12 protein-coding genes are annotated in these 14,136 nt (G+C 73.0%); 3 read left to right on the top strand and 9 right to left on the bottom strand.

What is annotated here, in order from left to right; all coding sequences use genetic code 11:
* Positions 1-145 precede the first annotated feature (145 nt).
* On the bottom strand, positions 146-1,117 hold the full coding sequence (gene rsmH, locus KIK05_RS26630) for a 16S rRNA (cytosine(1402)-N(4))-methyltransferase RsmH (protein ID WP_214413591.1): 972 nt from the start codon (positions 1,115-1,117) through the stop codon (positions 146-148).
* Positions 1,118-1,409: 292 nt separating this feature from the next.
* Positions 1,410-1,841, bottom strand: coding sequence for a division/cell wall cluster transcriptional repressor MraZ (mraZ, locus tag KIK05_RS26635; protein WP_214413592.1), 432 nt, complete (start codon positions 1,839-1,841; stop codon positions 1,410-1,412).
* 436 nt (positions 1,842-2,277) lie between these two features.
* Between mraZ and KIK05_RS26640 the strand changes: the two genes are divergently transcribed.
* Genes KIK05_RS26640 through KIK05_RS26650 form a run of 3 tightly spaced genes read left to right on the top strand, consistent with a single transcriptional unit; the run spans position 2,278 to position 7,108 of the window.
* Positions 2,278-3,351 (top strand): AAA family ATPase, encoded by a 1,074-nt coding sequence (locus tag KIK05_RS26640; protein ID WP_214413593.1) that lies wholly within the window; start codon positions 2,278-2,280, stop codon positions 3,349-3,351.
* The gene (locus KIK05_RS26645; RefSeq protein ID WP_214413594.1) at positions 3,348-4,631 is read left to right on the top strand and encodes a DUF58 domain-containing protein; all 1,284 of its coding nucleotides are present in this window, start codon (positions 3,348-3,350) and stop codon (positions 4,629-4,631) included. Before KIK05_RS26640 ends, KIK05_RS26645 begins: the two co-directional genes overlap by 4 nt.
* The gene (locus KIK05_RS26650) at positions 4,628-7,108 is read left to right on the top strand and encodes a transglutaminaseTgpA domain-containing protein (protein ID WP_214413595.1); all 2,481 of its coding nucleotides are present in this window, start codon (positions 4,628-4,630) and stop codon (positions 7,106-7,108) included. Before KIK05_RS26645 ends, KIK05_RS26650 begins: the two co-directional genes overlap by 4 nt.
* 248 nt (positions 7,109-7,356) lie before the next feature.
* Here KIK05_RS26650 and KIK05_RS26655 read toward each other — a convergent pair whose 3' ends face one another.
* The 7 genes from KIK05_RS26655 to KIK05_RS26685 all read right to left on the bottom strand — a co-directional run bounded on the left by KIK05_RS26655 (position 7,357) and on the right by KIK05_RS26685 (position 14,056).
* Positions 7,357-7,743 carry an SCO2097 family morphological protein gene (locus KIK05_RS26655; protein ID WP_214413596.1) on the bottom strand — a complete coding sequence of 129 codons (387 nt, stop codon included), beginning with the start codon at positions 7,741-7,743 and terminating at the stop codon, positions 7,357-7,359.
* A gap of 147 nt (positions 7,744-7,890) precedes the next feature.
* Positions 7,891-9,141, bottom strand: a complete 1,251-nt coding sequence (locus tag KIK05_RS26660) for a DNA polymerase IV (protein WP_214413597.1) — start codon at positions 9,139-9,141, stop codon at positions 7,891-7,893.
* Positions 9,142-9,246: 105 nt separating this feature from the next.
* Positions 9,247-10,008 carry a methyltransferase domain-containing protein gene (locus KIK05_RS26665; protein WP_214413598.1) on the bottom strand — a complete coding sequence of 254 codons (762 nt, stop codon included), beginning with the start codon at positions 10,006-10,008 and terminating at the stop codon, positions 9,247-9,249.
* Positions 10,009-10,111: 103 nt separating this feature from the next.
* On the bottom strand, positions 10,112-10,933 hold the full coding sequence (gene phnE, locus KIK05_RS26670) for a phosphonate ABC transporter, permease protein PhnE (protein WP_214413599.1): 822 nt from the start codon (positions 10,931-10,933) through the stop codon (positions 10,112-10,114).
* The gene (locus KIK05_RS26675; RefSeq protein WP_214413600.1) at positions 10,930-11,961 is read right to left on the bottom strand and encodes a phosphonate ABC transporter ATP-binding protein; all 1,032 of its coding nucleotides are present in this window, start codon (positions 11,959-11,961) and stop codon (positions 10,930-10,932) included. The genes phnE and KIK05_RS26675 overlap by 4 nt, the downstream gene beginning before the upstream one ends.
* A 5-nt stretch (positions 11,962-11,966) precedes the next feature.
* Positions 11,967-12,875 (bottom strand): phosphate/phosphite/phosphonate ABC transporter substrate-binding protein, encoded by a 909-nt coding sequence (locus tag KIK05_RS26680; protein ID WP_214413601.1) that lies wholly within the window; start codon positions 12,873-12,875, stop codon positions 11,967-11,969.
* A 47-nt stretch (positions 12,876-12,922) separates the two neighbouring features.
* Entirely contained in the window at positions 12,923-14,056 is a 1,134-nt protein-coding gene (locus KIK05_RS26685; RefSeq protein ID WP_214413602.1) for a TIGR03364 family FAD-dependent oxidoreductase, read from the bottom strand.
* Positions 14,057-14,136 lie beyond the last annotated feature (80 nt).

Here is a 14,136-nt window from a genome sequence, read left to right on the forward strand (position 1 = left end):
GGGGTGCGCCTCGGGCGCGGGGGGGCCGTGCGGCGCGGCGCGCGCGTGGGCCGCGGCACCGTGACGGCGCCCCCCGCGGGCCGGTCCTCGACGGCCGTCGCGCTCTGCGCGCCGCCGACGTCCGGCGTGTACTCCTTGTCGATGCTCATTCCGGCTCCCGGATCCTCTCTGCCGCCCGCAATCTGGCCGACGCCGCCCGCGGGTTGCGCCCGACCTCTTCCTCGTCTGGGAGCTCCGCTCCCCTCGTCAACAGGCGGAACCGCGGCTGGTGCGCCGGCAGCGGGACGGGCAGCCCTGGCGGGCTGGTGTCCCTGGTTCGCGCCGTGAGGACCTGCTTGCTGAGGCGGTCCTCCAGTGAGTGGTAGGACAGCACCACCACCCGTCCCCCGACCGCCAGAGCGTCGAGGGCCGCGGGCAGTGCACTCTCGAGGGCTGTCAACTCCCCATTCACTTCGATGCGTAACGCCTGGAACGTTCTTTTTGCGGGGTTTCCCCCCGTGCGGCGGGTCGCCGCCGGGATCGCCTCGCGGACGAGCTCCGCAAGACGCTTGGTGGAGGTGACGGGATGCCCCGCGCGCTGGCGGACGATGAGCCGGGCCACGCGGGACGCGAAGCGCTCCTCGCCGTAGTCGCGCAGGATGCGGGTCAACTCCCCCTCGGAGTAGGTGTTGACCACGACCTCGGCGGTGAGCTCCTGCTCAGGGTCCATCCGCATGTCGAGCGGGGCGTCGTAGGAGTAGGCGAAGCCGCGCTCGGCCTCGTCGAGCTGCGGCGAGGACACGCCGAGGTCGAACAGGACGCCGTGGACGCGCGGGAACCCGGCGCGCTCGAGCACCTCGGGGAGCTCGTCGGAGACGGCCCTGACCAGCGTGGTGCGCGCGGCGTACGGGGCGAGACGCAGGGTGGAGCGCTCGATGGCGCTCGGATCCCGGTCGATGCCGACCAGGTGGAGATCGGGGTGGGCGGCCAGCAGCGCCTCGGCGTGGCCTCCCAGGCCGAGGTTGGCGTCGACGAGCACAGGGCCGGGACCGGCGAGCGCGGGAGCGAACAGCTCCAGGACACGCCGCAGCATCACCGGGACGTGCCCGCCCGGCTCGGCATGATTTTCGACATGCATGGTCCAACCCCCTTGCCGCCACGGTCGTGTCTTTTTCGAAACCCCGTGACACGTACCTGCTCGCGGATATGCGGCTTTCGTAGCGTCTTCTCGCCGGCGGCACTCCCCCACCAGGAAAACGGCTCGTCCGGCCAGGTCCCCATCCGCGTCCCCGCTTCACGCCCCGCCACCTGACACCGGGGAAGGTGCATCAGCTGAGCGGGCGCGTGGTGGCGCCGGGTGCGTCCCGGCACCGTGGGAGCGGGTGGAGACCTCGCCGAACGACGTTTTGGACCGACGAGTCGACCGTTTCTCAAAGAACTCCTGGCAGCACCTCCTCCGACAACTCGGAGAACGCCTGCTCTTGTTCGGCCAGGTAGGTGTTCCAGGCCGTCGCGTCCCAGATCTCCAGCCGGGTGTTGGCACCGATGACCACGCAGTCACGGCGGAGACCGGCGTATTCACGAAGACTCTGGGGAATGGTGATCCGCCCCTGCTTGTCGGGCGTCTCGTCGGAAGCACTGGCGAAGAAGACGCGACTGTAATCGCGGACGGCCTTGGCTGTCACGGGCGCCGTACGAAGCGCCTCGGTAATGCGCTGGAACTCCTCTACGGGAAAGACGTAGAGGCACCGCTCCTGGCCCTTGGTGATCACAAGACCCTCCGCCAGCTCCTCACGGTACTTCGCCGGCAGGAACAGTCGTCCTTTCTCGTCCAAGCGCGGTTGATGGGTGCCGAGGAACACCGGCCCCACCTCCCGTGCCTCATGGAACAGCTGGCGCTATCACCCCAGCCCCTCCACTGCGCACCACCATACTCCACTTCTCCCCACCGTCAACTGATTCAAAGCGTGTCGAGGCATGATCCTCTCCGCGTTTCCGCAGGTCAGAGCCGGTGGAGCGGAGTGGAGGGCGCGGGGGGCGGCTCCCACGCGCGCGGGCGTGTCGAAGCCCCCGCTTGACAGGGCCCGGACGGGCGGCGGGGCCGATCCGCCGGAAGCGGGGGAAGCGGGAGGCTCCGGTGGAGGAAAGTGGAGTGCCGCGGGCGGCCGGCATGTGTCACGGGATTCGGACGCGGGCGGCACCTGAACGCGACGCCCGAGAAGAACACTGGGGGCCCACGCCCCAAATATGGCGGAAAGTCGCCCGCGAACTCGCCGCACCGTAGTGTCGGTACGCACAATGAAGAAGGAATCGCAAAGCCCCCGCAATACGACCCCTGGCGTGGGGCTGCCGCACCCTCATGGAGGCCCGGTGGGAATAACCCACGACGTCGGACAGGAGCTGGAAGGTCTGGTCGCCACGGCGCACCGGATCCGCGAGGCGATCGAATCGGTCATCGAGGGAAAGGCCGACGTCGTCCGCCTGACCCTCACCGTTCTGCTGGCGGAAGGGCACCTCCTCATCGAGGACGTCCCAGGTGTCGGCAAGACAATGCTGGCCAAGGCTCTCGCGCGGTCGATCGACTGCCCGGTGCGCCGCGTGCAGTTCACGCCCGACCTGCTCCCGAGCGACATCACGGGTGTCAGCGCCTTCAATCAGCAGTCCCGGGAGTTCGAGTTCAAGCCCGGCCCGGTCTTCGCCAACATCGTCGTCGGCGACGAGATCAACCGGGCGTCCCCCAAGACCCAGTCGGCGCTGCTGGAGTGCATGGAGGAGCACCAGGTCACCGTCGACGGCCGCACCTACCGGCTCGAGGCGCCGTTCATGGTCATCGCGACCCAGAACCCCATCGAGATGGAGGGCACCTACCCTCTGCCCGAGGCGCAGCGCGACCGCTTCACCGCCAAGATCGCGATGGGGTACCCGGAGCCGGCCGCCGAGCTGGAGATGCTCGACGTCCACGGCGCCACCTCCCCGCTCGACAAGCTGCAGCCGGTCGCCACCACCGAGGAGGTCGCCGCGCTGATCGAGGCGGTGCGCGCGGTCTACGTCTCCCAGCCCATGAAGAAGTACGCCATCGACATCGTCACCGCGACCCGGCAGTCCCCCGACCTGCGCCTGGGCGCCTCGCCCCGCGCCACCCTGCACCTGGTCCGTGCCGCCCGCGCCCACGCCGCCCTCTCGGGCCGCGACTACGTCATCCCCGACGACCTGCAGGATCTCGCCGTCCCCGTGCTGGCGCACCGTCTGCTACCGAGCCTGGAGGCCCAGGGCCAGCGCCGCCGGCCCGAGCACGTCCTGACCGAGCTGGTGCGCCGCGTTCCCGTGCCCGAGGGCCGGGAGAGGAAGGGCGACGGGGCGGGAACCCGGTGATCGCCGGGCTGAGAGCGCTCACCTCGCGCGGGCGCTCGTTCCTCGCCTCCGGCCTGGCGGCCATGGTGTGCGCGTTCGCGCTCGGGGAGCACGACCTGCTGCGCGTCAGCGTGCTGATCATCACCCTGCCGCTGTTCGCCGCGCTGGTCGTCGCCCGCACCCGCTACCGGCTCAGCTGCGCCAGACGGCTGGACCCGGCGAGGGTGGAGGTCGGCTCCGACAGCACGGTGACCCTGCGCCTGGAGAACGTCACCCGGCTGCCCACCGGCCTGCTGCTGATCGAGGACACGGTGCCGTACGCGGTGGGCACCCGGCCGCGGTTCGTGCTGGACAGGGTCGAGTCGCGCGGCATCCGCGAGATCGACTACAAGGTGCGCTCCGACCTGCGCGGCAGGTTCCCCATCGGCCCGCTGTCGATACGCATCACCGACCCGTTCGGGCTGGTCGAGCTGACGCGGGCGTTCACCACCACCGACACGCTCATGGTGCTGCCGGAGGTCGTCAAGCTGCCGCACGTGCGGCTGTCGGGCGAGTGGACCGGCGGCGGCGACAGCCGCGCCACCAACGTCGCCGCCGCGGGGGACGACGACATCGGCCCGCGTGAGTACCGTCAGGGCGACGACCTTCGCCGGGTTCACTGGCGCTCCACCGCGCGGTACGGCGAGCTGATGGTCCGCCGCGAGGAGCAGCAGTGGCAGAGCCGGGGCGCCCTGCTGCTGGACACCCGCAGGCACGCCCACCGCGGCGAGGGCCCGCGCTCGTCGTTCGAGGTGGCGGTGTCGGCCGCCGCGTCCATCGGCGTGCAGCTCGCCCGCGAGGGACTCGGGCTGCGGCTGGTCACCGACCAGGGCGCCCACCACCTACCCGACGTGGGCGCGGGCCACGCGCTGCTCGACGCGCTCGCGGTCGTACGGCAGAGCACCTCCCGTTCGCTGGAGACGGGCGTCACGGCCCTGCGCCAGGGCGGCGGGGACGGCCTGATCGTGGCGGTCCTCGGCGACCTCGACGCCGAGGACGCGCAGGCGCTGGCCCGGCTGCGCCACGGCGGCGTCACCGGCGTGGCCGTCATGCTCGACGTGCGCAGCTGGCAGCAGGCCCCGGCCCACCACAGCGGAGGGGACGAGTCGTTCGAGGTCGCGCGGGCCGTGCTCGCCGGTTCAGGATGGCGCGTGGTCCGGCTCCCCGCGGGCGCCTCGCTCGCCGCGGTGTGGCAGGAGGCCGCCCGGAGCGCCCGGTTCACCGGGCCGGGGGAAACGATGACGGCAGGAGACGCGGCATGAGACTCCCGATGGCGGCGGGCCTGGCCACGGCGGCGGTGTCGATCACCCTCTATCCCCTGTTCCGGGGCGGCACGTGGTTCTGGGCCGGCATGGGCGCGATCCTCGTGGTCACCGCCGTGGCGACCCTGACCGCGCGCCACACCGTGCCGCGCTGGGTCGGCCCCCCTCTCGAACTGCTGGCGCTGTCGGTCTTCCTGACCCTGGTCTTCGCCCGCCGCCACAACTGGCTCTCGATCATCCCCACCAAGGACTCGGCGGTGACGCTGGCCCACCTGCTCGGGCGGGGGTTCACCGACATCCAGCGGTTCGCCGCCCCCGTGCCGGCCAACGCGGGCATCGCACTGCTGACCGCCGGCGGCGTCGGGCTGATCGCCGTGCTCGTCGACCTGCTCGCGGTGCGGCTGCGCCGCGCGGCCCTCGCCGGACTGCCGCTGCTCGCCCTGTTCACCGTGCCGGCGGCGGTCCTGACCGACCCGATCGGCTGGCCGGCGTTCATCATCGGCGCCCTGGGGTACGTCGGCCTGCTCGTCGCCGACGGACGGGAGCGCCTCAGCCACTGGGGGCGGGCCGTCCTGGTGCGCCGCTCGCGCAACACGAACGCGCGGTCCCAGACGGACACCGCGCCGCTGACGCTGACCGGCAAGCGCATCGGGTTCGCCGCGATCGCGCTGGCCATCGGCCTGCCGGCCCTGCTGCCCACCCTCCAGCCCAACCCCCTGTTCGGCTTCGGCGTGGGCGCGGGCAACGGCAGGGGCGGCAACACGATCACCATCGGGAACCCGATCGCGAGCCTGCGCGGCCAGCTCACCCAGCCGGCCAACGCGACCGTGCTGACCTACACCAACAACGACAACACCCCCCGCTATCTGCGGGTGTACTCGCTGGACACCTTCGACGGCGAGCAGTGGACGATGTCGCAGCCGGAGGGGCGGGTCGAGAACCGCGTGGCGGACGGCCCGATGCCGCCGGCCCCCGGGCTGTACAACACGATCCCCCTGAAGAACGTCCAGACCCACGTCACGGTGAGCGAAGCGGTCCAGAAGCTCAACTTCCTGCCGCTGCCCTACCCCGCCTCGTCGGTCCGGGCGGAGGGTGACTGGCGCGCCGACGAGAGCACCCTCATGGTGTTCGCCACGCGCGACACGGCGGGCGGCAAGAGCTACGACGTCGTGACCCAGGAGCCGCAGCCGACCGCCGACGACCTGGAAAACCTGGCGGAGCCGGCCGCCGAGGACATCAGGGCCCGCTACCTGCAGCTGCCCGGCGACCTGCCGGCACAGATCCCCGCGCTGAGCGGCCGGCTCGTCCGGGAGAGCGACACGCCGTACCAGAAGGCCGTCAAGCTCCAGCAGTGGTTCGTCAGCAAGGGCGGGTTCGTCTACGACCTTCGCACGCAGGGCAGCGGCAGCCAGGCGCTGCTCGACTTCCTCCGCAACCGCAGGGGCTTCTGCGAGCAGTTCGCCGCCGCCATGGCGGTGATGGCCCGCACGCTCGGCATCCCGGCCCGGGTCGCCATCGGCTACACCGGCGGCGCCAGCATCGGCGGCGAGTGGCAGGTCCGCACCCACGACCTGCACGCCTGGCCCGAGCTGTACTTCCAGGGGGCCGGCTGGCTGCGGTTCGAGCCCACGCCCGCCGGCGGCCTCGGCCAGGCGACGGCCCGCGTCCCCGACTACTCCGTCCCGCCGGTCTCGCCGACCACCCGGAACGACGAGAAGAGCTCGGACCCGACCGCCGGGCCCGACTCCGGCGGCCCCACCGGCAGGCTCCCCGGCAGGAGGCCGGTCAAGGACGACCCGGTCGTGGCCACCGGCCCGATCGTCGTGGACGAAGGACTGACCGTGCCGGCCAAGGTCGGCATCGGCGTCGGCGTACTGCTGCTGGTCGGGCTGATCCCCGCCGCCTGGCGGGCGGCCACCTGGTACCGGCGCAGGCGGATCTGGGCGCAGGTCGCCACGGCCCCGAGCTCTGCCGAGCCGCCGCCGGACGGCGCGGGGGCCCGGCCCGGGCGGCTCGCGGACGAACGCCTCGGGCAGGCCGTCCACGCCACGTGGCGCGAGCTCACCGACACGCTGTACGACCTCGGCCTCGGCCACGAGCCCAGCGAGAGCCCGCGCGCGCTCGGCAGGCGGCTCACCGAGCAGTACGAACTGGACGCCGACAGCGCGGCGTCGGTGGCGAGGATCGCCTCGGCGGAGGAACGGCTGCGGTACGCCCGCACGCCGGGCCCGATCGGCTCTCTGGCCGGCGACATCCGCCGTGTCCGCCGGGCCCTGCGGGCCACGGTGTCGCGCGGGCGGCGGCAGCGGGCCGTCCTGCTGCCGCCCTCGACGCTGCGCAGGCTGCGGAGGGCGGGCGAGAAGGTGCTGGACGGCTTCGACCGCCTGGAGAACCTCCGCCTGTGGCCCCGGCGGCGCGACGGCGGGGCCTCCGCCCCGCAGGCCGAGGAGCGCGTCCTCACCGGCTCACGCCGGTAGCGGCACACCGCCGGCGCCCGTCCCCCGGGCGCCGGCGGACGCACGCACGAATCCACGGTGGGGCGCCCGAACCGCGAGACGACACGCAGGCGCCCCACCGCCGCGCGGGCGGGTGGGGCGCCGGTCGCGATCATCGTGCTGGCGAGCCGTGCCTCGTCACGAGGATGATCGGAAACGACAGCGATGGTCCGGCCACGAAGTCGAAGAGGAGGATCACGGCGAGGGGGCCGCCGTGCCGTGCCCGGATGTCAGCGGTCGTGACCCCTGCGGCGCCAGCGTTCCTCCATGCGCTCCATGAAGCTCTGCCTGGGGGCACGCCGGCGGTCCGCACGCCCGTGGGCGCCGTGCCGGGCGTCGCCGAACCCGTTCATGCGTTTCCAACTGGACAGGCCCCACAGACACGCGGCGAGCATGACCACGAAGCCGCCCACACCGAGCGGGATGATCGGTGCCACGACGCCGACCATCAACAGGACGACACCGAGGACGAAGCCAATGGAGGCTTTCACAAGGCGGCGCTTGTAGTGGTTTCGTGGATCACTGATGCGTACGGTGTTGGCCCACTTCGGGTCCTCGGCGTAGAGGGCCTGCTCGATCTGGTCGAGCAAGCGCTGCTCGTGCTCAGAGAGCGGCACGGCGCCTCCCAAGGACGGCCCCTGGACGGGGAAGACGGCAACGGGCACCACAAGGTGTCCGGACCTCGCGGTCGGTTATCCCCAGAATACGAGGCTGTAGACGTAGGCGAAAGAAAACGTCCAACGCGGACCAAACCGGAGGTGACGTCATAGATCCGTTCCATCGAACGGAGGCCGAACGAGCGAGGCCGGGCGGACCGCCTCCGGGCCGAACCTTCGCATCGCCTTGTCCATCGCCAATTCGGCCTCCCGCCAGCCTGTTTCGCGTTCTCCGAGGCCGAGCTGGCGGGTCGCCGAGCTCGCCGGACGGAGGTTCTCGACCCTCACACCGACCAGCCGGAGCCGTACGCGCGCGAGCCCCGCGGCGCCGTACAGCTCACAAGCAGTGGCATATATCTCTTTCGCAACATCTGTCGGCTCGCGGAGCGTGCGCGACCGATTGATGGTGGTGAAGTCGGCCCGGCGGAGCTTCACGCTCACCGTACGGCCGACGTGACCGCCCGCGCGCAGCCGCGCGGCGACCCGCTCGGACAACCTGAGCAGCTCGCGGCGGATGGCCTCGGGATCGTCGACGTCGTGAGGGAAGGTCTCCTCGGCGCCGATGCTCTTGTCCGGGGTGTGCGGGGTGACCCTGCGCTCGTCACGCCCCCACGCCAGGGCCGCCAGATGCGCTCCTACGGCCCCGAACTCGCGCTGGAGGGTGGAGGGAGGGACCCGGGCCAGATCGCCCACCGTCTTGATTCCCAGCCTCACCAGGGCCTGCTCGGTGCGCTCGCCGACACCCCACAGGGCCGCGACGGGGAGCGGGTGGAGGAACTCCACCACCCCGTCGGCGGGGACGACGAGCAGCCCGTCGGGCTTGCAGTGGCGCGAGGCGAGCTTGGCGACGAACTTGGTGCTCGCGACGCCGACCGAGCAGGTGATGCCGTGGCGCTCGGCCACCTCGGCGCGGATCATCTGCGCGATGCGGGCGGGTGACCCGAGCCGGCGCTGGGCCCCGGCCACGTCGAGGAAGGCCTCGTCGGAGGCGATCGGCTCCACCTCCGGGGTGATGGAGTGGAAGATCTCCATCACGCTGCGGGAGACCTCGGAGTATTTGCCGTGGCTCGGCGGGATGACCACGGCCTGCGGGCACAGGCGGCGGGCGCGGGTCATCGGCATGGCCGAGTGGACGCCGAACCGCCGCGCCTCGTAGGTGGCGCTGAGCACCACGCCGCGGGCGCCCGGCGCCCCGATGATCACCGGCGTGCCCTTGAGCTCGGGACGCTCCAGCAGCTCGACGCTGGCGAAGAAGGCGTCCATGTCGACGTGCAGGATGGGACAGCCGGTGTCGTCGGCCAGGGGCGACGGCCGGGACGCCCGCCCCGGCTCCGACCGCAGGACCTGCTTGCGCGACACGACACCGATCCTATCCGAACAACCGTTCTATCCGAGCCTCCCGCGCCCATGCCCTCGCTCGTGCCTATGGCCTCGCCTTCGCTCGGCGGCGAGGGGCGCGGGGGCTCAGCGGTGGCCGAAGAGGTGGAGTTGGGTGGCTATGTCGCGGAGCACCGGGTGGTCGGCGGCGGCCTGCTCCAGCTCGATGAGCGCCTGCGCCGCCCCCGGCACGCCGTCGAGCAGGCGGCCCGGCACCAGATCGGCGAAGATGCGCACCCCCCTGACCTCTCCGGGGGTGAAGCCCGCCGCCGACAGCAGGCCGGCGAGCGCCTCGCCGCTGAACCGGCGGGGCGTCGGATCGTGCTCGCCCCACCGGCCGGAAGGGTCGGCCAGCGCCTGCCTGGCCTCGTCGAAGTGACCGGTCAGGGAGCGGTGGATCGCGGTCGCCACGGGGTTGGCCGCCAGGACGCTGATCATCCCTCCCGGCCGGAGCAGCCCCGCGACGGCGGCCAGCGCGCTCGCGGGGTCCTCGACGTACTCCAGCACGCTGTGGCACAGCACCAGGTCGGCGCAGCCCGGCTCCAGCAGCTCGCGAAGGTCGGCGGCGTCGCCCTGGATGCCCTTGACGCTCACCCCCGCCTCGGCCGCCCGCCGTTCCAGGGCCGCCAGGGAGTCGGGGCTGGGGTCGACCACGGTGACCCCGTGTCCGAGCTCGGCGAGCGGCACGGCGAAACCGCCGGTGCCACCTCCGGCGTCCACGATGTCGAGCCGCTCACTCCCGGTGGCGTCCGCCCGCTCGGCCAGCGCGGCCCGTAGCGCGTCCCACACCACGGCGGTGCGCACCGCCGGGGAAGTGGCGGCCTGGCGTGTGGCGCCTTCGGTGCGCAATTTCAGCTCGCCTCCCTTGAAGGATGTCGGTCTGGCCCAGCCTACGCCGTACCGCCCGTCCACGGCCGCGCCACCACCGCCGCGGACCCGGGGGCGACGACCCCTACGCGCCGATGCGGCGGCGCACCAGGGCCGAGAGCTGGTCGACGGCGACGACCAGCACCATCACCAGGATGAGGTGGGTGGTCATCTCGTCGAAGCGGAAGAGCTTGATCGACTGGTTGACCAGGAAGCCGATCCCGCCGGCGCCCACCAGGCCGAGCACCAGGGACGAGCGCACGTTGACGTCGAACCGGTAGAGCAGCAGGCCCACCAGCTGCGGCGCCACCGACGGGAGCACGGCGTGCGCGGCGACCTGGAGCCGGGAGGCGCCGTTGGTGCGCAGCGCGTCGCCGGGGCCCTGGTCGATCTCCTCCATCGCGTCGGCCCAAAGCTTGCCCATGACGCCGGTGTTGTGGAAGATCAGCGCCAGCACTCCGGCGAACGGCCCGAGCCCCACGGCGGTGACGAACACCAGCGCGAATACGACGTCCGGCACAGCGCGCAGGAAGGACAGCACCGATCGCGCGGCCTGGTAGACGCCCCGGCCCGGCGTGGTCGTCCGGGCCGCCAGGAGGGCGAGGCCGAGCGCGAAGGGTGCCGACAGTGTCGTGCCGAGCAGGCCGATGGCGAGCGTGACGAGGGTGGCGCCGATCCCGGGGGCCAGCACCCGCGACCAGGACAGGTCGGGCGGGAGGGCTTGCCCGAGGAAGTCCGCCATCCCCCGCCAGCCCTGCACGAGCGCCGCCGGGGAGAAGTCGGTGCCGCGCCAGGCGAGCACGTGGGCGGCCACCAGCGCCACGACGACGGCTGAGGTGACCGGCGAGGGGCGGGGCCGCCTGGGCGGCGCGAGCGCGGGGGCCGGCGGCGCGACGCGGGTGCTCATCGGCGCTCCCGCCCGGCCGTGCCGAGGGCGGCACCCGCCGGAGCTCCCTGGCCGGCACCACGGAGGCCGGGGACGGCCCGGGCCCCCTGATCGCTCCCATCGGGGACCGGGAGCGCCGGGGCCTGCTGACCGGTCCCACCCAGGACCGGGACCGTCCGGGCTTCCTGATCGGTCCCATCGGAGACCGGGAGCGCCGGGGTTTCCTGATCGGTTCCACCGGGGGCCGGGAGCGCCGGGGCTTCCCGTCCGGGGGTGGGGGCGTAGAGGGCCGCCAGGTCCGCCTCGGAGACGGCGCCGGGAGAGGTGTCGACGGCGACGCGGCCGCCGAGCAGGCCGACGAGGCGGTCGGCGTGCCTGCGCGCCAGGTCCGGCTGGTGGAGGACGGCGGCCACGGCGAGCCCCTGCTCGCGGGCCAGGCCGGCCAGCAGGGAGACGACCTGTTCGGCGGCGGCCGGGTCGAGGGCGGAGACCGGTTCGTCCGCCAGCACGACCGTCGCCCGCTGGCACAGCGCCCGGGCGATGGCGACCCGCTGCCGCTGTCCCCCGGACAGGCGCCCGGCGCGCTCGGCGGCGCGGTCGGCCATGCCCACCCTGTCCAGGCAGGCCATGGCCTCCTCCCTCAGCGCCCGGGGGAACAGGACGGGGGCGAGCGAGTGCCGGAGCGGCAGCCGTCCGAGCGCGCCGGCGCAGACGTTGTCGAGCACGGTACGCCGGTGGACCAGGTGGATCTGCTGGAACACCATGGCCGTGCTCCGCCTGACCTGCGCGGAGCGGGCGTCGCCGATCTCGTGCCCGTGGACGCGGATCGTGCCGCCGTCCGGCGTCTCCAGCCCGACGACGCAGCGCAACGCGGTGGACTTCCCGCTGCCGTTGGCGCCGAGCAGCGCGAGGAACTCCCCGGCGCGCAGGTCAAGGTCCAGCCCGGCCAGCACCGTCCTGCCGCCGAAGGACTTGCGCAGCCCCCGGATCGTGAGCGGCGCCTGCGCGAGCGCCGGGTCCGGCGGCACCGGGTGCGCGGAGCGCGACATCGTACTCAGACGTCCTTCTCGGTCAGGTTCATCGCGGCGGCGAGGTCGAACAGGGGCTTGTAGGTGCCGGTGGTGACGGACACGAGGGGGCCGGGCGGGTCCACGTCGAGGAAGGCGCCGACCTTGGCCACGTCGGACGGCGCGAGGCCGAGCAGGGCCTTGGCCACCGCGTCGCGGAACTTCGGGTCGAGCTCGCCGTGCACGGTGATCGGGTCGTTCGGGATCGGCTCGGACTTCCAGATCTGCCGGTACTTCGTCACGTCGATCTTGCCTTCCGCGGTCGCGGTGGCGAGCTGCTGGCTGTTGATCTCCGCGGCGTCGACCTTGCCGTTGACCAGGGCGAGCAGGGCCTCGGGGTGGCCGCCCGCGTAGTCGAGCTTCACCCGCGACTCGGCGAGACCCGCCTGCTTGAGGGCGTAGCGCGGCAGGGCGTCCCCCGAGGCCGATCCCGGGCTGGACAGGGCGAGGGACCGGCCCGCCAGCTGCTCGACCGAGGTGATCGGCGACGAGGCGGGCACCCAGATGCCGCCGGTGTAGGAGGTCAGGGCGCCCTTGGCGTCGGCGAACGAGGCGACGGCCTGCGCGTCCGCCTTCTGGTTGGCGAAGACGTAGCCGAGCGGCCCGAACTCGGCCAGTTCGAGCTGCCCGTTGCGCATGGCCAGCACCTCGGCGGAGTAGTCGTCCACGATCTTCAGCTCGACGGGGCAGTCCAGCTTGCGCTGCAGGGCGGCGGCGAGGACCTCGTAGGCGGGCTTGAGCTTGGCCGGGTCCTCGTACGGCTCGATGCCGAAGCGGATCCTGCCGCCGGGGCAGGTCGCCGAGGCGCCGGCGGAGGCGTCGCCGCCGCAGGCGGTGGCGAGCAGGGGCAGCGCCGAGGCCGCGAGGAGGGCGGCGGTCAGACGTCGTACACGCATGGTGTCTCTCCTGGGAGGGGTCGAGGGGGCGGATCAGCCGAGTCAGGTCAGCGCAGCAGGTCGTCGAGGACGTCGGGGGCCAGGCCGAACGCGGTGGTCATGCCGATGCCGGAGGTCACCGAGACGACGCGGACGCCGGGCATGGGCGTGGCGACCAGGAACGGCCGTCCGGCGGAGGCGTAGACGCCGCGCCAGCGCTCGCGCACCGTCAGGCGGCGGACGCCGAGCAGGCGGGCGGTCTCGGCCAGGACGAGCCGGTCGCGCTCCTCGTCGTTGAAGGGCTCAAGGGTGGTGGCGTAGGCGTGGGTGTCGCCGATGGTGAGGTCGCCGTCGGGGCGCTGGGTGAACATCAGGTTCAGCCCGACGCCGACCAGGTCAGGGTGCTCGGCCTCCAGCCGGGCGCGCAGCGCCGGCAGGGTCGGGCAGACGCCGAAGCCGTCGTACCGCAGGAACGAGTAGTTGGTCAGCACCGCCGGGTCGATCTTGCGGCCGTGCGGGTCGCGCACCCGGAGCATGTGCAGCGCGCAGCGCCGCACCCCGGCCTGTTCGGCGAGGCCGGGGAAGTGGCGGTCGACGTCGTGGCCGACGGCCACCACGACCCGCCCGGCCCGCAGCAGCCCCCGGCTGGTGCCGACCAGGCCGGGCTCGACGGTGTGGACCGTGGTCGCCCAGTGGAACCGCACCCCCTGGGCGGCGAGCAGGCGGGCGATCGCGTGCGCGGCCTCGCGCGGGTCGACGCGCACGTCCAGCGGCAGCAGCGCGCCGCCGGTCACGCCCGGACCGGCGGGCATCCGCTCGGCCACCTCGCGGGCGCCGAGCAGCTCGACCTGGCCGTCCCGGGCGGCCCGGAACTCCTCCAGGACCGCGTACTCGTCGTCGGCGCGGGCCACGACGAGGGTGCCGGTGTCGCGCAGCCAGAACCCGGCCTCGCCGGCCAGCCGCAGCCACTCCTTCCGGGCGGCCATCGCGTACCGCAGCGCGTCGCCGTGCTGGGCGGTGAAGCAGCCGTGCCCGAAGTTGCGCACCGAGGCGCCGGTGGCCCGCTCGTCGCGCTCGACGACGACCACCGACAGGCCACGGCGGACCGCCGCGACGGCGTGGGCCAGGCCGACGATCCCCGCGCCGACGACGACGAGGTCGGCGGAGCCGAGAACCCGCCCGACCGGCGGAGAACTTGTCATGACAAGCACGATGCCGAGCGACGGACGACACCGTCAACAGGCGGCGGCGGAATGTCACCACGCGTTCGCCTGCTGGCCAT

Source organism: Sphaerisporangium fuscum, from assembly GCF_018531465.1.
Classification (GTDB): Bacteria; Actinomycetota; Actinomycetes; order Streptosporangiales; family Streptosporangiaceae; genus Sphaerisporangium; species Sphaerisporangium fuscum.